Raw genomic sequence first — 19,794 nt, 5'->3', positions numbered from 1 at the left:
GTGGTGTGCAGAAGAAGCCCCGCCGTCGCATCCTGACCCGCATCCTCTGGGGCGTCGCACTCGTCCTCGTCCTCGCCGTGGTCGGAGTGGTGGCGTGGAGTCAGATCGGCGTGATGGTCGCGGAGCCCGAGCCGCTCGCCGAGGTCAGGGACAATCCGGACATCACGGTCACGGACGCGCCGGAGGGCATCGTGCTGGAACCGGCAGACGGCGCCTCGGACGTCGGTCTGGTGTTCATCCCCGGTGCGAAAGTCGACCCGTGGGGCTACGCCGCGCTCCTGCAGGGGCTCGCCGAAGACGGCGTGACCGTGGTGATCACCCGCCCCTGGCTGAACCTGGCGTTCTTCGATCCGCGCGGACTGGATTCGTTCACCTCGGCCGCGCCGGATGTGGACGCGTGGGCGGTCGGCGGCCATTCGCTGGGCGGGGTGCGGGCGTGTCAGCTCGCGCCGGACGCCGATGCCCTCGTGCTCTTCGCGTCGTACTGCGCGAACGACCTCTCGGACAGCGACCTCCCCGTGCTCAGCCTCTCCGGCAGCGAGGACGGCCTGTCCACCCCGGAGAAGATCGAGGAGGCGCGGCCACAGCTTCCGGCCGATGCCAAGATCGTGCAGATCGATGGCGCCTCACATGCCTCTTTCGGCGACTACGGTCCGCAGGCGGGAGACGGCACCCCGAGCATCTCCGACGAGGACATGCGTGCGGAGGTCACGGACGAGGTGGACGGCTTCCTGCAGACCCTCGTCCCCTGAGCGCCGCCGGTCACACGCCGGCGGCGTCCAGCAGCGGGTGGAGGTGCCGGGTGCCGAGCACCGTCGAGGCCGCACGGGCGCCCGCCTCGAGCGCCGCCCTGAGGTCGGCCCCGCGCAACTGCGCGTCGAGCACTCCCGCGAGGAACGCATCGCCCGCTCCGTTGGTGTCCACGACCTGTGTGGGCACCGCGGGCACGCGCAGCTCGGTGCCGTCCGCAGCCACGGCCACCGCGCCCTCGGCGCCGAGCGTGCACACAGCCAGGCTCGCCCCGGCGGCGAGGCGACTGCGCAGGAACTCGACGGGGTCGCGCAGCCGGTCCGCATTGCAGAACACCACGTCGGCCGCTGCCAGGAAAGGCTGGTGGTAGGCCGCGGCGCCGTCGTAGTCGTGCACGTCCACCCACAGCGGCGTCCCGCTCTCGCGCGCGAGGGGCAGCATCCGCAGCGGCTCCGCCGCGAGGTCGAGCACCACGGCATCCGCCGAGGCTATGTCCGCACGCACGGTCGTGTCGTCGTCGTACCACCGGGCCACGGGCGTGGAGAGGTACAGCGACACGCGCTCGCCCTCGCGCGTCATGAGGTTCAGGTGCCGTTCGGTCACGCCGTCCGTCCAGCGGACGGGGACTCCGGCGGCGTGCAGCGCGTCCCGCACGCGTCGTCCGTCCTCGTCCCGCCCTGCTTCGGCGTGCAGCTGCACGGAGCGGCCGAGGCCCGCCAGACTCAGCGCCTTGCCCGCACTCGTGCCGCCGACGGTCTCCCAGCTCTCCTCCGCGAACTGCATGTGCGGCACGGGCTCAGGCAGCCGATCCAGCACCACGATCCGGTTCCAGGCCGCGGGGCCGGCGATGAACACGGAGGCCATGCGTCAGCCGATGCGCGACACGAGGGCGTCCAGCCCCATGCCGTAGTCGATGCGGACGACCGGAAGGGCGAGCTTGTCCGTCCCGATGCCGACGTAGCCCGGCTCGATCGTGCGGGCCATCTCGTAGCCCGCCATCGCGACGCCCTGCTTGGCGGTGTCGTTGTAGTGCCCGAAGGGATACGCGACGACCTCGCGCACGCCCAGCAGGTCCCCCGAGGTGTTCAGATCCGCGGCGATCTGCTCGGCCGACCAGTTGACCATGCGCCCCTTGCCGTTCTCCCCCGCCTGATGCATGTCATGCGTGTGCGAACGCCGCAGCACGTAGATCGACGGCGGCGGATCCGTGCGGTAGGCGGTGATCATGAACGAGGTCGACAGCAGCCCGTACTTCTCCACGACGGGAACCGCCAGATCGAACCAGGTCTGGTCCGCGTCGTCGTCGGTGATGATGACCGATCGCGCCGGAAGGAACAGCCGCCCGTCGATGAAGGCGCTCAGCTCATCCCACGTCGGCAGATAGAAGCCGGTCGTCGCGATGTGGTTCATCTGCGCGTCGAAGTCCCCGATGAAGGCGTAGTTCCCGCGCAGCCAGCCCTTCTCGCCGTTCGGGTCGGCGGTGAACTGGTGATACATGAGGATCGGGACCTTCGTCCCCTCCGCGACGTTCTCCTCCGGCGTCTTCCACGCGGCGAACAGCTCGATCTGCTGATCGGTGCACACCACGGGATCCGCGCCGTTCACCCGCGCGGCGGCGGTGAACGACGCCGCGTCGGCCGCGGTCGGGTACCAGCCAGCGAACACCTTGCCCTCGACGGACGGGATCGGCAGGCCGGCGTAGAGCGCGTTCTGCCACTGCAACTGGGGCTCGAGCGGCGCGCCCTCCCCGGTGAACGAGACGGCGCACGCGAGCGGGTTGTCCGCGTCCGCGATCAGCTGCTCGGCCGGCGTGAGCGGCGGCGGCGGCGTGGGCTCGGCGCTCGGCGACGCCGTCGGTGCGGGCTGCGCCTCGGCCGGCGCGCGAGTCAGCAGCGCGTACACGGCCACGCCTCCTCCGACCAGCAGAACCCCGACGACCGTCGCGATGACCGCGATCCACGATCCTCTTCTCCCCCCGGAGGCCACGATCAGGCGTCGAATCCCTCGGAGATCATCTCCACGAGCTCTTCGCGTTCCTCCACCGGGAGGAACGCGGCCGCCGCGGCATTGAACTGGAATGTCTCCAGATCGTCGAGGTCGTATTCGAACGCCTCCACCAGCAGTGCCAGCTCGCGCGTGAGCGAGGTCGCGCTCATGGTGCGGTTGTCGACGTTCACGGTGACGGCGAAGCCGAGCTGATAGAGCAGGTCGAAGGGGTGGTCGACCAGATTCTCACCCCAGGCGGCGATGGCGCCGGTCTGCAGGTTGGACGACGGAGAGAGCTCGAGCGGGATCTCCCGGTCGCGCACCCAGCGCGCGAGGTCGCCGAACCGCACCTGCACCTCGTCGCCCTCCTGCGTGACGACCTGCAGGTCCTCCGCGATGCGCACGCCGTGGCCGAGCCGCAGGGCGCGTCCGTCCAGCAGCGCGGAGCGGATCGAGGCGATCCCGGCCGCCTCCCCGGCGTGCACGGTCACGGGGAAGAAGTTCTCCGCGAGGTAGTCGAACGCCTCACGATGGTTCGACGGCGGGAAGCCGTCCTCCGGCCCGGCGATGTCGAAGCCCACGGCGCCGCGGCCGCGGAAGTCCACCGCGAGCTCCGCGATCTCCCTGGCACGGTCGGTGTGCCGCATCGCCGTGATGAGCTGGCCGACGCGGATGCTGCGACCGTCGCGGTCGGCGGCGTCCTCGCCCTCCTCGATGCCCTGCTGCACGGCTTCCACCGCCTCTTCGAGCGACAGACCGCGCGCCTGGTGCTGCTCGGGCGCCCAGCGCACCTCGCCGTAGATCACGCCGTCCGCGGCGAGGTCCTGCACGAACTCCCGCGCGACGCGCGTGAGGCCCTCGCGCGTCTGCATGACGGCGGTCGTCAGGTCGAACGTCTTCAGGTATTCGACCAGGGAGCCGGAGTCGCTCTGCGTCGCGAACCAGGCGCCGAGCGCGTCCGGCGTGCTCTCCGGCACCTCCAGGCCGATCGCGTCGGCGAGCTCGAGGATCGTGGCCGGCCGCAGCGCGCCGTCGAGGTGGTCATGCAGCGACACCTTCGGCAGACTCCGCAGGGAGATGCCCTGGATGGCGATGTCGCCGTTCGCATCGATCGACATGGGGATCCTCTCGGTCGCGGGTGTTCGCTTCAGGCTATCGCCCGCGGTTCACGCGGTGATGCGCTCACGGACGATGGGACCGGCTTCCGGGGCCGTGTCGCCCAGCTCCCAGGCGTCTTCGAGCGCGTCGATCGCCCGGGGGAAGCGCGCCTCGTCGGCGGCGGAGAGCGTGAACAGCGGCTGTCCCTTCGTGACGCGGTCGCCCGGCTTGGCGTGCAGGTCGATGCCGGCCTCGTGCACGACGGGGTCCTCGGCCCTGGCTCGGCCGGCGCCGAGACGCCACGCGGCGATCCCGAACGGCAGGGCGTCCATGCGGGTCATGACACCGTCCGCCGGGGCGGTGACGACGTGCGTCTCGCGGGCGACGGGCAGCGGAGCGTCCGGGTCGCCGTCCTGCGCGCGGATCATCGCCTTCCAGCTGTCCATCGCACGACCGTCGTCGAGTGCGGCCTCCACGTCGGCGTCCGGCTGTCCGGCGAGGGCGAGCATCTCCTTCGCGAGGGCGACCGTGAGTGCGCGCACGTCCGCGGGACCGCCGCCGGCGAGGATCTCCACCGACTCGCGGACCTCGTTCGCATTGCCGATGGCGAGGCCGAGCGGCACGTTCATGTCGGTCAGCAGCGCGGTGGTCGCGACCCCCGAGTCCGTGCCGAGCGCCACCATCGTGCGCGCGAGCTCCCTGGCGCGGTCGATGTCCTGCATGAAGGCGCCGGAGCCGAACTTCACGTCGAGCACGAGGGCATCCGTTCCCTCGGCGATCTTCTTCGACATGATGCTGGACGCGATCAGCGGGATCGCCTCCACCGTCCCCGTGACGTCGCGCAGCGCGTACAGCTTCTTGTCCGCGGGAGCCAGCCCGGAACCGGCGGCGCAGATCACCGCGCCCACGTCGCCCTGCATCTGCGCGAACATCTCCTCGTTGCTGAGCGCCGCCCTCCATCCGGGGATCGCCTCGAGCTTGTCGAGCGTGCCGCCGGTGTGACCGAGCCCGCGCCCGCTGAGCTGGGGTACTGCGACGCCGAACGAGGCCACGAGCGGCGCGAGCGGCAGGGTGATCTTGTCGCCGACGCCTCCCGTCGAGTGCTTGTCGACCGTGCGCTTGCCGAGTGCGGCGAAGCTCATCCGCTCGCCGGAGGCGATCATGGCGTCGGTCAGCACACGGATCTCGTCGCGCTCCATGCCGCGCTGGAACACGGCCATCGCGAACGACGCCATCTGCGCATCGGAGACATAGCCGCGCGTGTACGCGTCGACCATCCAGCGCAGCGCGGGCTCGGGGACGACCCCGCCATCGCGCTTGGCGCGGATCACATCCACCGCGTCGTACGGCTCAACGGTCATCGTGCGTCCTCCAGGTCGCGCGGCCCGAACGCGTCGGGCAGCACCTCGTCGATCGTGCGGATGCCGGAGACGGTCTCCAGCAGCATCCCCGGCACGGCGTGCTCGTACAGCAGCTGGCGGCAGCGGCCGCACGGCATGATGGTGTCCCCGTCGTTGTTGACGCACACGAACGCGACCAGCTGTCCGCCGCCGGACATGTGCAGATCGCCGACGAGCGCGCACTCCGCGCACAGCGTCACGCCGTAGGAGGCGTTCTCCACGTTGCAGCCCGCGACGATCCGGCCGTCGCTGACGAGAGCGGCCGCCCCCACCCGGTAGCGCGAGTACGGCGCGTAGGCCTTCGTCATCGCGTCGGCCGCGACCTGACGCAGCTCGTCCCAGTCGATGTCCGTCATGACGGTTGTTCCCTCTTTCCTGCTGTCCTACGACTTGATGTACGGCTTGCCGTCGGCCGCCGGTGCCTTGATCTGTCCGGCGAAGCCGGCGACCGCGAGCAGCGTCACGACGTACGGCAGCATGAGCATGAACTCGCCGGGGATCGGCGTCTTGAGGATCGACAGCAGGTTCTGCAGGTTCGTCGCGAAGCCGAACAGCAGCGCGGCGAGCGTGGCCCTGATCGGGTCCCAGCGACCGAAGATCACCGCGGCCAGGGCGATGAAGCCGAGACCGGCGGTCATCTCCTTGCCGAACTGCGGCACCGAGACCAGCGTGAAGTAGGCGCCGCCGATGCCGGCGATCGCGCCGGCGAGCAGCACGTTCCAGAACCGGGTCGGGTTGACCTTGATGCCCACGGTGTCCGCCGCCTGCGGGTGCTCGCCGACGGCGCGCAGCCGCAGACCCCACTTCGTGCGGTACAGACCCCAGGCGACCACGGCGACCGTGATGAACATGAGGTAGCCGATGAAGGTCTGGTTGAACAGCACCGGTCCGATGATCGGGATGTCGCTGAGCACCGGGATCTCGAGGCGCGTGAAGCGCACCGGGGTGTTCAGGCTCTCCTCGTTCGGGGCGAGGAGCGCGCCGTAGAGGAAGCCGGTGAGGCCCGTCACGAGCACGTTCAGCACGACACCGACGATGACCTGCTCGACGAGGTACTTGATGGCGAAGGCCGCGAGCACGCTCGCCACGAGCACGCCGCCGATCATCGCGCCGATCAGGCCGACGAACGGGTTGCCGGTGATGCTCGACAGCAGCGCCGCGGAGAATGCGCCGAGCAGCAGCTGCCCCTCGATGGCGACGTTCACGACGCCGGCACGCTCGCCGATCACACCGCCGAGTGCGCCGAACACGAGCGGGACGGACAGCGACACGGCGCCGAACAGCAGGCTGGTGACCGGCACCAGGCCGCCCGCCGATGCCCAGACGAGGAATCCGAAGACCGCGAGGATGCCGTAGGCGGCCACGAGCCACAGCGACGTCGGCCGGTAGACCCAGGCCCGGAGGAACGAGGCGACCGTCAGCACCACGAGCAGGGCGAACACGACCCAGAACGTCGACGCCGTCGGCAGCGCCACATCCGGCAGCGCGAACGCCGAGGACTGGTCGGACAGGCGGAAGGTGCTGGTCCCGGTCCGCGGGACGGCGAGGAACAGCACCGCGAGCAGCACCGTCAGCACGGCGAGCACGATCGGCGCCTTGAAGTGGCGCTCCTTGACGGTGGCCAGCTGCACCGTGCCGTCTGCGGCCTCGGTCTGCGCGAGCGTCATCATGCCGTCACCGCCTTCTTCGCCGCCTTGGCTCTCGCCTTCGCGGCCTTCTCAGCGTCGGACTTCGGGAGGAAGAACACCGTGCGCAGCAGTGGCGGCGCGGCGATGAACAGCACCACGAGAGACTGCACCACCAGCACGATGTCGACCGGGATGTCCTGCGCCTGCATGGAGAACGAGCCCGCCTTGAGCGCACCGAACAGGATGCCTGCCGCGAACGTGCCCCAGGCGCGGCTGCGGCCGAGCAGCGCGACGGTGATCGCGTCGAAGCCGATGCCGGCGTCGATGGTCTCGGTGACACCGGTGGTCACGGCGCCCTGGAGCTGGTTCATGCCCGCGAGTCCTGCCAGTCCGCCCGCGAAGAGCATCGCGTAGACGTAGATGCGCTGCACGCCGATGCCGGCGGCGCGGGCTGCGTGCGGGTTCTCCCCCACCGCGCGCATGCGCATGCCGAGCGAGGAGCGCTCGAGCAGCCACCACACGAACAGGGTCGCGACGATGACGATCACGAAGCCGAGGTCGAGCAGCGGGAACTGCGGCCCGAGCAGCGTCGGGAACTGCGCGCTCTCCGGCGTCGGCGAGCCGAGGGCCTGGTTCGTGCCGGGCTTCTGCAGCAGGCCGGGGGTGCGGATCATCCACAGCAGCAGGTAGTACGCGATGTAGTTGAGCATGATCGTGAGGATCACCTCGTGTGCACCCGTCCGCGCCTTGATGAGTCCGGCGATCGCGCCCCACAGCGCGCCGCCCGCGATGCCGGCGAGCAGCGTCACCGGCAGGTGCAGCCAGAGGGGCAGGTCGAGCGAGAACGTCAGCAGCGCGGCCACGGCGACGCCGACGAGCATCTGGCCGCGCGCACCGATGTTGAACAGACCGACGCGGAAGGCGAGCGCGACACCGAGACCGGCCGCGATCAGCGGGGCCGCGAAGCCCAGCGTGTTGGTGAGCGGTCGGATCTGCGCGGCGAAGTCGGCTCCGCGTGCGTTGAAGACGGCACCGCGGAACAGGGCCTCGTAGCCGTTGTACACGGCGTTCCAGGCCGCGGCGAGCGTGTCGGTCGGGCGCGCGAAGAAGTACCCGGAGGCCTCCTGCACGTCCTCGTTCGTGAACGCGATGAGGATGCCGCCGACGATCAGCGCCAGCACGATCGCGAGGATCGTGGTCACCGCGCTGCCGCGCAGCAGCTCCTTGATGAAGACGTTGCTCCGCGGCGGCGCGGGGACCTCGGAGGGGTCCTGCGGCGGGATGCCGGTGCTCGGAGCGAGCTCTTCGGGTGGAAGCCCCTTGGTCGCATCTCCTGCGCCGGGCGTCGCTCCGCTCACGCGGCCACCTCTCCTTCGGCCGCACCGGCCATCATGAGTCCGAGCGTCTCCCGGGGCGTGTCACCGGGGACGATGCCGACGATCGTTCCGCGGTACATGACCGCGATACGATCCGCGAGAGCTGCGACCTCGTCCAGCTCCGTGGAGACGACGATCACGGGGATCCCGGCGTCGCGCGTCTCGATGATGCGCTTGTGGATGAACTCGATCGAGCCCACGTCGACGCCGCGCGTCGGCTGCGCGGCCACGAGGAGGCGCAGCTCGCGGCTCATCTCCCGCGCGATCACGACCTTCTGCTGGTTGCCTCCGGAGAGCGTGCCCGCCGGGGTGTACGGCCCCTGTGTGCGGATGTCGTACTCCGCGATGCGCGCGCGGGCGAACTCCTCCAGCGCCCCGCGCTTGAGGGTGCCCGCGCGGCTGAAGGCCGGGTCGTCCGATCGGTCGAGGATCAGATTCTCCGCCACGGAGAACCCCCCGACCAGGCCGTCCTCGGTGCGGTCCTCCGGCACGAAGCCGACGCCGGCGTCCAAGATGGCCCGCACGCTCTTTCCCACGAGTTCCTTGCCGTCGAGGGCGATGCTCCCCTCGACGCGCGCGGCGAGCCCGACGATGGCTTCCACGAGCTCGGTCTGCCCGTTGCCCTGCACACCGGCGATCGCCAGGACCTCGCCGGGGCGCACGTCGAAGTCGACGTCGTCCACGACGATGGCCCCCGTCGGGGTGAGCACGCGCAGGCCCCGGACCGAGAGCCCTCCGTCGCCGAGGCGCGGCGGCTCCTTGTGCACCGTGAGCTCGACCGCGCGACCCACCATGAGCGAGGCGAGCTCGGCGTTGGTCGCGGTCGGAGACGCCTCCCCCACGATCCGTCCGAGGCGCACGATCGTGATGGTGTCGGCGACCTCGCGCACTTCGCGCAGCTTGTGGGTGATGAAGACGATCGCGGTGCCCTCGTCGCGGAGCTGGCGCATGATGCCCATCAGCTCGTCGGTCTCCTGCGGCGTCAGCACCGCGGTGGGCTCGTCGAACACGAGCACCTTGGCGTCGCGCGAGAGGGCCTTGATGATCTCGACCCGCTGCTGCACGCCGACCGGGAGGTCGCCCACGATGGCATCGGGGTCGATGTCGAAGCCGAACCGCGCGGCGACCTCGCGCACGTGCTGTCGCGCCTTCGCGATGTCCAGCCGGCCGAGACCTCTGGTCTGCTCGTGCCCGAGCATCACGTTCTCCGCCACTGTGAAGACCGGGACGAGCATGAAGTGCTGGTGCACCATTCCGATCCCCGCAGCCATCGCGTCGCCAGGACCGCGGAAATGCTGCACCTCGTCGTCGAGGAGGATCTCTCCCTCGTCGGCCTGGTAGAGGCCGTAAAGGACGTTCATGAGGGTGGACTTGCCCGCGCCGTTCTCGCCGAGGAGCGCGTGGATCTGCCCTGGTTCGACCACCAGATCGATGTGGTCGTTCGCCACGAGGCTGCCGAATCGCTTGGTGATGCCGCGAAGTTCGAGCTTCATATCTGCACCTTATCCAGAAGAGTCATCGAGGAGAATCGCCGTCCGACCACGGCACGGGGCGAGTGGCGTGATGCTCACCACTCGCCCCGCGCTCGGACCGCGTCAGATCACGGCGAGTTCTTCGACTCCACCGTGATGTCACCGGCGATGATCTGCTCCTGCAGAGCGGTGATCTCGTCCGTCAGGCCCTCGGGCAGCTGGGACTCGAAGTCGCCGAAGCCGGAGAGCTTCACGCCCTCGTTCTCGAGCGTGCCGACGTAGGGAGCCGGGTCGAAGTCGCCCTTGGCGGCCGCGATGGTCGCGTCGTGCACGGCCACGTCGATCGCCTTCATGATCGAGACCAGCGTCATGCCGGCGACGCTCGGGTCGGCCACGGCGAGGTCACTGTCGACACCCAGCATGAGGGTGTCCTTGCCGCTGTCGGTGATCGCCGCCGCAGCGCTCTGGTAGACGGGGCCGCCGACTGGGAGGATGACGTCGACGCCCTGGTCGAGCACGCCCTGCGCGGTCTGCTTCGCGGTGTCGTTCGCGTCGAAGCCGCCGGTGAAGGAGCCCTCCTGGGTCGCGGCGTCCCAGCCGAAGACCTGGACGGAGCCGGACTTGTCCTCGTTGTACTTCTCGACGCCGAGCTGGAAGCCGTCCATGAACACGGCCACGGACGGGATCTGCATGCCGCCGAAGGTGCCGACCTTGTTCACGCCGCTCTGCGCGGACCAGGCCGCCGCCGCGTAGCCGCCGAGGTAGGCCGCCTGAGCCGTGTCGAAGACGAGGGGCTTGATGTTGGGCGCGTCGACCTCGCCGTCGAAGTCGTTGTCCGCCCAGTCGTCGATGATCGCGTAGTCGATCTCGGGGTTCGCGAGCGCCGACTCGACGGTCGCGGCGGAGAGCTTGAAGCCGACCGAGACGATGAGCGTGCAGCCCTCGGACACGGCGGTCTCGAGGTTCGGCGCGTAGTCGTTGTCGTTCGCCGACTCGAACTCGAGCGGCTTGATGTCGAGCTCCTCGGCGGCGCTGTCCATGCCCTCCTTGGCCGACTGGTTGAACGACTTGTCGTTCCATCCGCCCGCGTCCGAGATCAGGCAGGGCTTGAAGTCGGAGTCAGCCGGCTTCTCCGACCCTCCGGCCTCGTCGGTCGGCGCCTGGCCGCAGCCGGCGAGCGCGAAGATGACGCCCGCGGCGACGGTCGCGCCGAGAAGCTTCTTTGTGGTGGAGATGGTCAACTCATGCCTCCCTCAACGGAACCGCGACCATCGCGGATCGATCAAAGTTACCTACTGTTTCAGCTTTCGTGCACATCGGTCTCATTCGCGCTGGCGAAAGGTTACAAAGCTGAAATCAAGCACCCAGATGAGCATCGGGCGCTGCTCATCAGAGCACGTCGCCTTGTCCGTTGAGCTTCAGGGATTCCACGACGCCCTTCACGCGCTGCGCGTTCTCGACCGTGGTGACGAGAAGCGCGTCTGGTGTGTCGACCACCACGATGTCCTGCACGCCGACCAGGCTGATCACCCGGGACGTCTGACTGACGAGGATGCCGCTGGCGGCGTCCGTGAGGACCCGGGCGCGCGGGCCGAGGACCGCCAGATCGTTCTTGCGGCCGTTGGTGATCAGCTTCGTCAGCGAGGCGAAGTCCCCCACGTCGTCCCAGTCGAAGTGCCCTGGCACCACGGCGAGGCGCCCGCGGCGAGCGGCGGGCTCGGCGACCGCATAGTCGATGGCGGTCTTCTTGAGCCGGGGCCAGATGCGGTCGACGGCGGGACCGCGCCGCTCGCGGTCGTCCCACGCCGCGGCCAGTTCCTGGAGCCCGGCATGCAGCTCGGGTTCGTTCGTCGCCAGCTCGTCGAGCAGCACGCTCGCCTTCGCGATGAACATCCCCGCGTTCCAGAGGTAGCCGCGGTCGGCGAGGTACGCCTTCGCCGTCTCCAGGTCCGGCTTCTCGACGAAGCTCTCCACCAGCGCGGCCTCCCGAGCGCGCTCCACCACGAGCTCGGGCCCCTTGCGGATGTAGCCGAAGCCGACGGCCGGCTCGGTGGGCGCGATGCCGATCGTGCAGATGTACCCCTCGCGCGCGACCTCCACCGCGTCGCGCACCGCGAACTCGAACACGCGCGTCCCGCGGATCACATGGTCGGCGCTGAACGAGCCGATGATCACGTCCGGGTCGCGCCGATGCAGCACGGCGGCGGCGAGCCCGATGGCGGCGGCGGACTCCCGCGGCTCCGACTCGAGGAACACGTTGAGATCAGCGATGCCCGGCAGCTCCGCCTCCACGGCCGCACGGTGTGCGCGGCCGGTGACGACCGCGATCCGGTCGGGGCCGGCGAGCGGCACCAGCCGATCCCACGTGTCGCGCAGCAGCGAGTGGCCGGAGCCGGTCAGGTCGTGCAGGAACTTCGGCGCGTCGGCACGCGAGAGAGGCCACAGCCTGCTGCCGATGCCGCCGGCCGGGATCACCGCGTAGAAGTCCTCGATGGGTTCGCTCACCGTGCCAGCGTATCGAGCGGCGGCGGTGTCGCCGCGAGGGGTTAGGGTCCCCTTCGTCGCCCACGGCCTTCTCACAGGAATAGGATGGAGAGCGATCGGGCGTGCCTGACACTCTCCAGGCCTTTGACGTGGACGAAGCAGCGCACGCGACCGAGTCACATCGATCCAGGGAGGACGACCGTGTCCACAAGCGCTCGCTTGACACCGTCGATTTCGGAAACCACGTCCAAGACCCCCCGCGGCACCCTCTATCGGGGTCGCGAAGGCATGTGGTCGTGGGTGCTTCACCGCATCACCGGAGTCGCCATCTTCTTCTTCCTGTTGGTGCACGTGCTCGACACGGCGCTGATCAGGGTGTCGCCGGAGGCGTACGACGCGGTCATCGGCACGTACAAGAACCCCGTCATGGCTCTCGGCGAGGTGGTGCTGGTCGCCGGCATCGTCTTCCACGCCATGAACGGACTGCGCATCATCGCCGTCGACTTCTGGTCGAAGGGCGCGCGCTACCAGCGTCAGCTCTTCTGGGGCGTGCTGCTGGTGTGGGGCATCATCATGGCCGGCTTCGTGCCGCGCCACCTGATGCTCGCGTTCGCCGGCTTCGGAGGAGGACACTGATGACCGCTCAGACCGTCGCCGCCCCCGCCCGCCGTCAGCGCGGCGTCAACCTGGAGAAGTGGGGCTGGGTCTTCATGCGCGTCTCGGGCGTCGTGCTCGTCGTGCTGATCTTCGGCCACCTCTTCGTGAACCTCATGGTCGGCGAGGGCATCCACGCCCTCGACTTCGCCTTCATCGCCGGCAAGTTCGCCACGCCGTTCTGGCAGTGGTGGGACGTGCTGATGCTGTGGCTCGCGCTCATCCACGGCGCCAACGGCATGCGCACGATCGTGAACGACTACGTGACCAACCCCACGGCGCGCAAGGCGCTCGTCTGGGCTCTCGGCCTCGCCGCAGGGCTCCTCATCATCCTCGGCACCCTGGTCGTCTTCACGTTCGACCCGTGCCTGGGTGTGACCGAGTCGAGCACGCTGTGGGAGACCTGCCAGGCGCAGGGCTAGAAGAAGAGGCAAACGAGAAGTGACTACCCAGACGCAGGATTCCGTCGTCCGTGACGGCGTGCACTACCACCAGTTCGACATCGTCATCGTGGGCGCCGGCGGCGCCGGAATGCGGGCCGCCATCGAGGCGGGGCCCGGCGCGAAGACGGCCGTGATCTCCAAGCTCTACCCCACCCGCTCCCACACGGGCGCGGCACAGGGCGGCATGGCGGCGGCCCTCGCGAACGTCGAGGAGGACTCCTGGGAGTGGCACACCTTCGACACCGTCAAGGGCGGCGACTACCTCGTCGACCAGGACGCGGCGGAGATCCTCGCGAAGGAGGCCATCGACGCAGTCATCGACCTCGAGAACATGGGTCTCCCCTTCAACCGCACGCCCGAGGGCAAGATCGACCAGCGCCGCTTCGGCGGCCACACCGCCGAGCACGGCAAGACCCCGGTCCGCCGCGCCTGCTACGCCGCGGACCGCACGGGCCACATGATCCTGCAGACGCTGTTCCAGAACTGCGTCAAGCTCGGCATCAACTTCTTCAACGAGTTCTACGTGCTGGATCTCATCACGGTGAAGGACGCGGCGGGCAAGACCCAGATCGCCGGTGTCGTCGCCTACGACCTGGCCACGGGCGAGCTGCACGTCTTCCAGTCCAAGGCCGTGATCTTCGCGACCGGCGGCTTCGGCAAGATCTTCAAGACGACGTCCAACGCACACACCCTGACGGGCGACGGCGTCGGCATCGTCTGGCGCAAGGGCCTCCCGCTGGAGGACCTGGAGTTCTTCCAGTTCCACCCGACCGGCCTCGCCGGACTGGGCATCCTGCTCACCGAGGGCGCCCGCGGTGAGGGTGCCATCCTCCGCAACGCCTCGGGTGAGCGCTTCATGGAGCGCTACGCCCCCACCATCAAGGACCTGGCACCCCGCGACATCGTCGCGCGCTGCATGGTCCAGGAGGTCGCGGAGGGCCGCGGCGCCGGTCCCCACAAGGACTACGTGCTGCTGGACTGCACGCACCTCGGCGCGGAAGTTCTGGAGACCAAGCTCCCGGACATCACCGAGTTCGCCCGCACGTATCTCGGCGTGGACCCCGTGGTCGAGCCCGTCCCCGTGATGCCCACCGCGCACTACGCCATGGGCGGCATCCCCACGAACAACAACGGCGAGGTGCTCGCCGACAACGACACCGTCGTCCCCGGCCTCTACGCCGCCGGCGAGTGCGCGTGCGTCTCGGTGCACGGCGCCAACCGCCTCGGCACGAACTCGCTCCTCGACATCAACGTGTTCGGCAAGCGCAGCGGTCGCAACGCGGTCGAGTACGTCAAGACGGCCGAGTTCGTGCCGCTGCCGGAGAACCCCGCCGCGTTCGTGTCCGACATGCTGGAGGGCCTGCGCAACAACCAGGGCACCGAGCGCATCGCCGTGCTTCGGAAGACGCTGCAGGACGAGATGGACAAGGGCGCGCAGGTGTTCCGCACCCACGAGTCGCTGCAGCACGTGCTGGGCGTCATCGCCGAGCTGCGCGAGCGCTACAAGAACGTGCACGTCGACGACAAGGGCCACCGGTTCAACACGGACCTGCTCGAGGCCGTCGAACTTGGCTTCCTTCTCGACATCGCGGAGGTCGTCGTCTACGCGGCGCAGAACCGCGAGGAGAGCCGTGGCGGCCACATGCGCGACGACTTCCCGAAGCGCGACGACGAGAACTACATGAAGCACACCATGGCGTACCTGACGGGCGACCCGCACTCGTCGGACCCGAGCGACCACATCAAGCTCGACTGGAAGCCCGTCGTGTTCACGAAGAACGACAAGGGCGAGTTGAACTACCCGCCGATGGAGAGGAAGTACTGAGCATGTCGAACGCCATCGCCGAAGCCCCCGCCGAGACGACAGAAGACACCGGTATCCAGTCCTTCATCGTCACGTTCAACATCCGGCGCTTCGACCCCGAGCTCGACAGCGAGCCGCACTGGGTCGACTACGACGTGGAGCTCTACTCCACCGACCGCGTGCTCGACGCCCTGCACAAGATCAAGTGGGAGGTCGACGGCTCGCTCACCTTCCGCCGCTCCTGTGCGCACGGCATCTGCGGCTCCGACGCCATGCGCATCAACGGTCGTAACCGGCTCGCCTGCAAGACGCTGATCAAGGACCTCGACATCTCGAAGCCCATCTACGTGGAGGCCATCAAGGGTCTGCCGCTGGAGAAGGACCTCGTCGTCGACATGGAGCCCTTCTTCGCGTCGTACCGCGAGGTGCAGCCGTTCCTCGTGGCGAACTCGGTCCCGGAGAAGGGCAAGGAGCGCACGCAGTCGATCGCGGATCGCGAGATCTTCGACGACACCACCAAGTGCATCCTGTGCGCCGCGTGCACCTCGTCGTGCCCCGTGTTCTGGACGGACGGGCAGTACTTCGGCCCCGCCGCTATCGTCAACGCGCACCGCTTCATCTTCGACTCGCGCGACGACAACGCCGCCGTGCGCCTCGACATCCTCAACGACAAGGAAGGCGTGTGGCGCTGCCGCACGACCTTCAACTGCTCCGAGGCATGCCCCCGTGGCATCGAGGTCACCAAGGCGATCGCCGAGGTGAAGCAGGCAGTGCTCCGCGGTCGTCCCTGACGGCTTCCGAGACTCCCCCGTCCGAACAGGCGACCCCGTGCAGGGGTCGCCTGTTCCTGTTGAGACCCGTGATGCCGGTCGCAGCCGCTTGGGTAGGGTGGGGACGTGTCCGACCCCGCTGGCGCCCCGCACGAATCCGGTCGCCTCGATGCCGCCGTCGTCCGTGCGACCGCGCTCACCCAGCGCACGCTGGGACTCTTCCCCGTGCGCGTCTGGCGTCACTTCCTGCAGCACAACGGCTTCCTCCTCGCGGCGGGCGTGAGCTACCAGGCGCTCTTCGCGATCTTCGCGGCCATCTACCTCGCCTTCGCGATCACCGGCCTCTGGCTCGGCGGCAGCGAGGAGGCCGTCAACGGCCTGATCGCGATGATCAACAGCTACATCCCGAACCTCATCCTCCCGGAGGGCGGGGTCGTCACCCCGGAGCAGGTGCAGGAGATCGCCTCCAGCACCACGGGCGTGCTCAGCATCACGGGTGCGATCGCACTGGGCACCGTCATCTGGACGGCCATCGGCTGGGTGACCTTCTCCCGGCGCGCCGTGCGGGACATCTTCGGGCTGCCGCCCGACCGGCGCAGCTACGTGCTGCTCAAAGCACGGGACCTGCTGGCCGCCCTCATCTTCGGCGTCTCGCTGGTGGTGGGGTCCATCCTCACCTCGGCCAGCGCGACAGTGCTGAGCTGGCTGCTCGCGCAGCTGGGCTGGGACTCGGGGTCGGACGGGCTGAACGCCAGCATCCGCATCGGCACCGTGATCGTCTCGTTCGCGCTGATGTCGGCGGCCCTCGCGTCGATGGTGCGCTTCCTCACGGGCACCTCGCTGCACTGGGGCACGATCTGGCCCGGCGCCCTCCTCGGCGGCGGCGCGATGACGATCCTGCAGTACAGCGCCGGTTTCCTCCTGAGCTACACCCCCTCCAACCCGCTGCTCGCGACGTTCGCGATCTTCATCGGACTCCTGCTCTGGTTCCGGGTGAACGGCGTCGTGATGCTCGTCGCCGCATCCTGGATCGCCGTCGCCGCGCAGGACCGCGATCTTCCTCTGCTGCAGCAGTCCGAGGCCGAGCGGCGGATCGCGGAGCACCAGGCGCTGGTCACCGCCGCGCGCATCCGTGTGCGGGACGCCCGCGCCGCCCGAGACGCCGCGCCCTGGTACCGCTCGTGGCTCGCGGGACGAGCAGTGCGCGAGGCGGAGGACGAGCTGGCCCGGTTGGAGGCCTCCGCTCCCCCGCCCCTGCCCGCGAGCTCGCCCCTCGCGCAGCGCCTGCTCGCCGACGTGCGCCGCTCGGACCGCGATGTCGGCGGTCCTCGTTAGGCTGGAGGAATGCCTCATCTGCGTATCGCCACGGTCAACGTCAACGGGATCAGGGCGGCGGCCCGCAACGGGATGAGCACCTGGCTCGATGCCGCCGACGTCGACATCCTCACCCTGCAGGAGGTCCGCGGGCAGGACGAGCACATCGAAGCCGCACTCCCCGGCTGGACCTTCGTGCACGACGAGGCCACCGCGAAGGGCCGCGCCGGTGTGGCGATCGCCAGCCGTATCCCCGCGCTCGCCTCCCGTGTCGACTTCGGGCCAGAGGACTTCGATGCGAAGGGCCGCTGGATCGAAGCCGACTTCGTCATCGGCGATCGTCCGCTGACCGTCGTGAGCGCCTACGTGCACTCCGGCGAGGCGGACACCCCCAAGCAGGACGAGAAGTGGAAGTTCCTGGACGCGTTCGAGGCCCGGCTCGCGTCCCTGAACGGTCCGGACGCACTCGCCCTGGTGACCGGAGACCTCAACGTGGGGCACCGCGAGCTCGACATCAAGAACTGGCGCGGGAACAGGACCAAGGCGGGCTTCCTCCCGCGCGAGCGCGCCTACTTCGACCGCTTCCTCGGTGAGGCCGGCGCGGAGATCACCGGTGCGGACGGCTCGGTCGGCAGGGGTCTCGGCTGGGTCGACGTGGGGCGACGCTTCCACGGCGAGGTCGAGGGGCCGTACACGTGGTGGTCCATGCGCGGGAAGGCGTTCGACAACGACTCCGGCTGGCGCATCGACTACCACCTCGCCACCCCGGCCCTCGCCGCGCGCGTCGAGGCGTACCACGTGGCACGGGCCGCGGCGTACGACCAGCGCTGGAGCGACCACGCTCCGGTGGTCGTGGACTACTCGTACTGAGCGCCCGCCGACGCGCGAGCGTCTGTGGGCGATTCGGCGGCCTCGCGGTACCAGCCGCGATACTCCAGCACCGTGCCGAACAGCGGATTCACGGCGCGCATGTCGATCGTGCGGCGGCGGTGCGTCTCGTCCCAGCCGTCGACGAGGTCGACCCGCACGCCGAGCGCTCTCGGCAGCGCGATCCGGCGGCCACGCACCCGCAGTGCCACGCGCACGGTCATCATGCGCAGGAACCCCTCCGGCGTCACGCTGCACGCCTCGATCAGCTCGACGCGCCCCCGCGACCCGAGGAGGTTGCGGACGAGTCCAGGGCGCACGCTGGCGCTCAGCCGATCCACGATGACCTGGCTCCCACCCCGGAACCGGAATTCGCGCGTCGTGTCGAGGGTCGCCCGGCCGCTGCCAGTCCGACCGGACACCGTCGTGAGTGTGAAGGGGACATCGCTTCCGCGCGCCGTCACCAGCAGCCGCGGTCCCACCACCGGCCTCGCGAGGGCCGCGGTGCGACCGAACCGACTGCCCGCAATGCGGAAGACCCCCTCGGCGCGACCCGTGCGCCCCGCTTGACGGAGCTGCGCGAGGATCTCGGGATGCAGGCGCGCGGCCTCGGCGCCCAGCGCCTCCAGGAACACTGCGCCGCGCGCCGGTTCCGTGGTGGTCTCGCCCATCCCGCCAGCGTAGGCCACGACCCCGCGCGAAGCCGCCGCCGCACTCCGCATAGGATTGACGGGTGAACAAGCCTCGTCTCTACTCCGGAATGCAGCCCTCCGCCGACTCCCTCCAGATCGGCAACTACATCGGCGCACTCCTGCAGTGGCGGGACCTGCAGAACTCCTACGACGCGTACTTCTCGGTCGTCGACCTGCACGCGCTCACGGTCGCGCAGAACCCCGAGGAGCTGCGCGAGAAGACCCGCCGCACGGCCGCCCAGTACATCGCGGCGGGGATCGAACCCTCGCAGTCGACGCTGTACGTTCAGTCGCACGTGCGCGCCCATGCCGAGCTGGCCTGGGTCCTCGGCACGATCACGGGCTTCGGCGAAGCCGGCCGCATGACCCAGTTCAAGGACAAGTCCGCGCGCTACGGGGCCGACGCCACGAGCGTCGGACTCTTCACGTACCCGGTGCTGATGGCCGCGGACATCCTGTTGTACCAGACGGATGTCGTGCCGGTGGGCGACGATCAGAAGCAGCACGTCGAGCTCACCCGCGACCTCGCGGAGCGCTTCAACTCGCGCTTCGGCACGGCGTTCACCGTGCCCGTGCCGGTGATCCAGAAGGAGACCGCGCGCATCTACGACCTGCAGAACCCGACCGCGAAGATGTCGAAGTCGGCGGAGAGCGACGCGGGTGTGCTGTGGATGCTGGATGACCCCGCGAAGTCCGCGAAGAAGATCATGCGTGCCGTCACCGACAACGAGGGCTCCGTGCGCTTCGACCGCGAGGCGAAGCCCGGCGTCTCGAACCTGCTGACGATCTATGCGGCCCTCACGGGGCGTCAGATCCCTGCCATCGAGGACGAGTACGCGGGCCGCGGCTACGGCGACTTCAAGAAGGGTCTGGCCGAGGTCGTCGTCGAGGAGTTCGGCCCGGTGCGGGCTCGAGCGCTCGAGCTGCTGGACGACCCCGCGGAGCTCGACCGCATCCTCGCCGACAACGCCGCACGCGCCGACGCGGTCGCCGACGCGACGCTCTCGGACGTGTACGACCGGGTGGGCCTGCTCCGCCGGGTGTGAGGGTGGGACG

Annotated in this window: 19 protein-coding genes; 8 read left to right on the top strand and 11 right to left on the bottom strand. The window is 69.3% G+C overall.

What is annotated here, in order from left to right; translation table 11 throughout:
* Positions 1 to 5: 5 nt before the first annotated feature.
* Entirely contained in the window at positions 6 to 752 is a 747-nt protein-coding gene (locus M3C17_RS07900; protein ID WP_259977099.1) for an alpha/beta hydrolase, read from the top strand.
* A gap of 10 nt (positions 753 to 762) precedes the next feature.
* Here the strand turns inward: M3C17_RS07900 and M3C17_RS07895 are convergent, their stop codons facing one another.
* The 10 genes from M3C17_RS07895 to M3C17_RS07850 form a co-directional block, all read right to left on the bottom strand.
* On the bottom strand, positions 763 to 1,614 hold the full coding sequence (locus M3C17_RS07895) for a carbohydrate kinase family protein (protein ID WP_259977098.1): 852 nt from the start codon (positions 1,612 to 1,614) through the stop codon (positions 763 to 765).
* Positions 1,615 to 1,617: 3 nt separating this feature from the next.
* Positions 1,618 to 2,658: a polysaccharide deacetylase family protein gene (locus M3C17_RS07890; protein ID WP_259977097.1), complete on the bottom strand. Its 1,041-nt coding sequence runs from the start codon at positions 2,656 to 2,658 to the stop codon at positions 1,618 to 1,620.
* A gap of 80 nt (positions 2,659 to 2,738) precedes the next feature.
* Entirely contained in the window at positions 2,739 to 3,854 is a 1,116-nt protein-coding gene (locus M3C17_RS07885) for an adenosine deaminase (protein ID WP_259977096.1), read from the bottom strand.
* A gap of 48 nt (positions 3,855 to 3,902) precedes the next feature.
* The gene (locus M3C17_RS07880; protein WP_259977095.1) at positions 3,903 to 5,195 is read right to left on the bottom strand and encodes a thymidine phosphorylase; all 1,293 of its coding nucleotides are present in this window, start codon (positions 5,193 to 5,195) and stop codon (positions 3,903 to 3,905) included.
* Complete coding sequence (locus M3C17_RS07875) at positions 5,192 to 5,590, bottom strand: cytidine deaminase (protein ID WP_136030366.1); 399 nt, start codon at positions 5,588 to 5,590, stop codon at positions 5,192 to 5,194. The genes M3C17_RS07880 and M3C17_RS07875 overlap by 4 nt, the downstream gene beginning before the upstream one ends.
* Positions 5,591 to 5,617: 27 nt before the next feature.
* On the bottom strand, positions 5,618 to 6,904 hold the full coding sequence (locus M3C17_RS07870; protein ID WP_259977094.1) for an ABC transporter permease: 1,287 nt from the start codon (positions 6,902 to 6,904) through the stop codon (positions 5,618 to 5,620).
* The gene (locus M3C17_RS07865; protein WP_259977093.1) at positions 6,901 to 8,220 is read right to left on the bottom strand and encodes an ABC transporter permease; all 1,320 of its coding nucleotides are present in this window, start codon (positions 8,218 to 8,220) and stop codon (positions 6,901 to 6,903) included. The genes M3C17_RS07870 and M3C17_RS07865 overlap by 4 nt, the downstream gene beginning before the upstream one ends.
* Positions 8,217 to 9,731, bottom strand: a complete 1,515-nt coding sequence (locus tag M3C17_RS07860; protein WP_259977092.1) for an ABC transporter ATP-binding protein — start codon at positions 9,729 to 9,731, stop codon at positions 8,217 to 8,219. The genes M3C17_RS07865 and M3C17_RS07860 overlap by 4 nt, the downstream gene beginning before the upstream one ends.
* Positions 9,732 to 9,838: 107 nt before the next feature.
* On the bottom strand, positions 9,839 to 10,951 hold the full coding sequence (locus M3C17_RS07855; RefSeq protein WP_259977091.1) for a BMP family protein: 1,113 nt from the start codon (positions 10,949 to 10,951) through the stop codon (positions 9,839 to 9,841).
* A gap of 148 nt (positions 10,952 to 11,099) precedes the next feature.
* Positions 11,100 to 12,215: a mannose-1-phosphate guanylyltransferase gene (locus M3C17_RS07850; protein ID WP_259977090.1), complete on the bottom strand. Its 1,116-nt coding sequence runs from the start codon at positions 12,213 to 12,215 to the stop codon at positions 11,100 to 11,102.
* Positions 12,216 to 12,395: 180 nt separating this feature from the next.
* Between M3C17_RS07850 and sdhC the strand changes: the two genes are divergently transcribed.
* The 6 genes from sdhC (at position 12,396) to M3C17_RS07820 (ending at position 18,049) form a co-directional block, all read left to right on the top strand.
* Positions 12,396 to 12,830, top strand: coding sequence for a succinate dehydrogenase, cytochrome b556 subunit (gene sdhC / locus M3C17_RS07845; RefSeq protein ID WP_096713723.1), 435 nt, complete (start codon positions 12,396 to 12,398; stop codon positions 12,828 to 12,830).
* On the top strand, positions 12,830 to 13,270 hold the full coding sequence (locus tag M3C17_RS07840; protein ID WP_259977089.1) for a succinate dehydrogenase hydrophobic membrane anchor subunit: 441 nt from the start codon (positions 12,830 to 12,832) through the stop codon (positions 13,268 to 13,270). Before sdhC ends, M3C17_RS07840 begins: the two co-directional genes overlap by 1 nt.
* Positions 13,271 to 13,289: 19 nt before the next feature.
* On the top strand, positions 13,290 to 15,116 hold the full coding sequence (gene sdhA / locus M3C17_RS07835; RefSeq protein ID WP_259977088.1) for a succinate dehydrogenase flavoprotein subunit: 1,827 nt from the start codon (positions 13,290 to 13,292) through the stop codon (positions 15,114 to 15,116).
* A gap of 2 nt (positions 15,117 to 15,118) precedes the next feature.
* Positions 15,119 to 15,886, top strand: a complete 768-nt coding sequence (locus M3C17_RS07830) for a succinate dehydrogenase iron-sulfur subunit (protein ID WP_259977087.1) — start codon at positions 15,119 to 15,121, stop codon at positions 15,884 to 15,886.
* Positions 15,887 to 15,991: 105 nt separating this feature from the next.
* The gene (locus tag M3C17_RS07825) at positions 15,992 to 17,200 is read left to right on the top strand and encodes a YihY/virulence factor BrkB family protein (protein ID WP_259977086.1); all 1,209 of its coding nucleotides are present in this window, start codon (positions 15,992 to 15,994) and stop codon (positions 17,198 to 17,200) included.
* Positions 17,201 to 17,209: 9 nt separating this feature from the next.
* Positions 17,210 to 18,049: an exodeoxyribonuclease III gene (locus M3C17_RS07820; protein ID WP_259977085.1), complete on the top strand. Its 840-nt coding sequence runs from the start codon at positions 17,210 to 17,212 to the stop codon at positions 18,047 to 18,049.
* On the opposite strand, the gene M3C17_RS07815 is transcribed toward M3C17_RS07820, so the two are convergent.
* Positions 18,037 to 18,717, bottom strand: a complete 681-nt coding sequence (locus tag M3C17_RS07815; protein ID WP_259977082.1) for a DUF4166 domain-containing protein — start codon at positions 18,715 to 18,717, stop codon at positions 18,037 to 18,039. The genes M3C17_RS07820 and M3C17_RS07815 overlap by 13 nt on opposite strands.
* A 62-nt stretch (positions 18,718 to 18,779) precedes the next feature.
* Here M3C17_RS07815 and trpS point away from each other — a divergent pair, with 62 nt between their 5' ends.
* Positions 18,780 to 19,784: a tryptophan--tRNA ligase gene (gene trpS / locus M3C17_RS07810; RefSeq protein WP_259977081.1), complete on the top strand. Its 1,005-nt coding sequence runs from the start codon at positions 18,780 to 18,782 to the stop codon at positions 19,782 to 19,784.
* Positions 19,785 to 19,794: the final 10 nt, after the last annotated feature.

This window comes from Microbacterium sp. p3-SID336 (assembly GCF_025143365.1).
In the GTDB taxonomy this organism is placed as follows: domain Bacteria; phylum Actinomycetota; class Actinomycetes; order Actinomycetales; family Microbacteriaceae; genus Microbacterium.
The sequence above is the reverse complement of the archived record's forward strand: the minus strand, read 5'-3'. Positions and strand labels throughout refer to the sequence as shown.

Coding starts and splice junctions, on each gene's coding strand:
- M3C17_RS07895 (WP_259977098.1), bottom strand. CDS start 1,614: ATGGCCTCCGTGTTCATCGCCGGCCCCGCGGCCTGGAACCGGATCGTG.
- M3C17_RS07885 (WP_259977096.1), bottom strand. CDS start 3,854: ATGTCGATCGATGCGAACGGCGACATCGCCATCCAGGGCATCTCCCTG.
- M3C17_RS07880 (WP_259977095.1), bottom strand. CDS start 5,195: ATGACCGTTGAGCCGTACGACGCGGTGGATGTGATCCGCGCCAAGCGC.
- M3C17_RS07875 (WP_136030366.1), bottom strand. CDS start 5,590: ATGACGGACATCGACTGGGACGAGCTGCGTCAGGTCGCGGCCGACGCG.
- M3C17_RS07870 (WP_259977094.1), bottom strand. CDS start 6,904: ATGATGACGCTCGCGCAGACCGAGGCCGCAGACGGCACGGTGCAGCTG.
- M3C17_RS07860 (WP_259977092.1), bottom strand. CDS start 9,731: ATGAAGCTCGAACTTCGCGGCATCACCAAGCGATTCGGCAGCCTCGTG.
- M3C17_RS07840 (WP_259977089.1), top strand. CDS start 12,830: ATGACCGCTCAGACCGTCGCCGCCCCCGCCCGCCGTCAGCGCGGCGTC.
- M3C17_RS07830 (WP_259977087.1), top strand. CDS start 15,119: ATGTCGAACGCCATCGCCGAAGCCCCCGCCGAGACGACAGAAGACACC.
- M3C17_RS07820 (WP_259977085.1), top strand. CDS start 17,210: ATGCCTCATCTGCGTATCGCCACGGTCAACGTCAACGGGATCAGGGCG.
- M3C17_RS07815 (WP_259977082.1), bottom strand. CDS start 18,717: ATGGGCGAGACCACCACGGAACCGGCGCGCGGCGCAGTGTTCCTGGAG.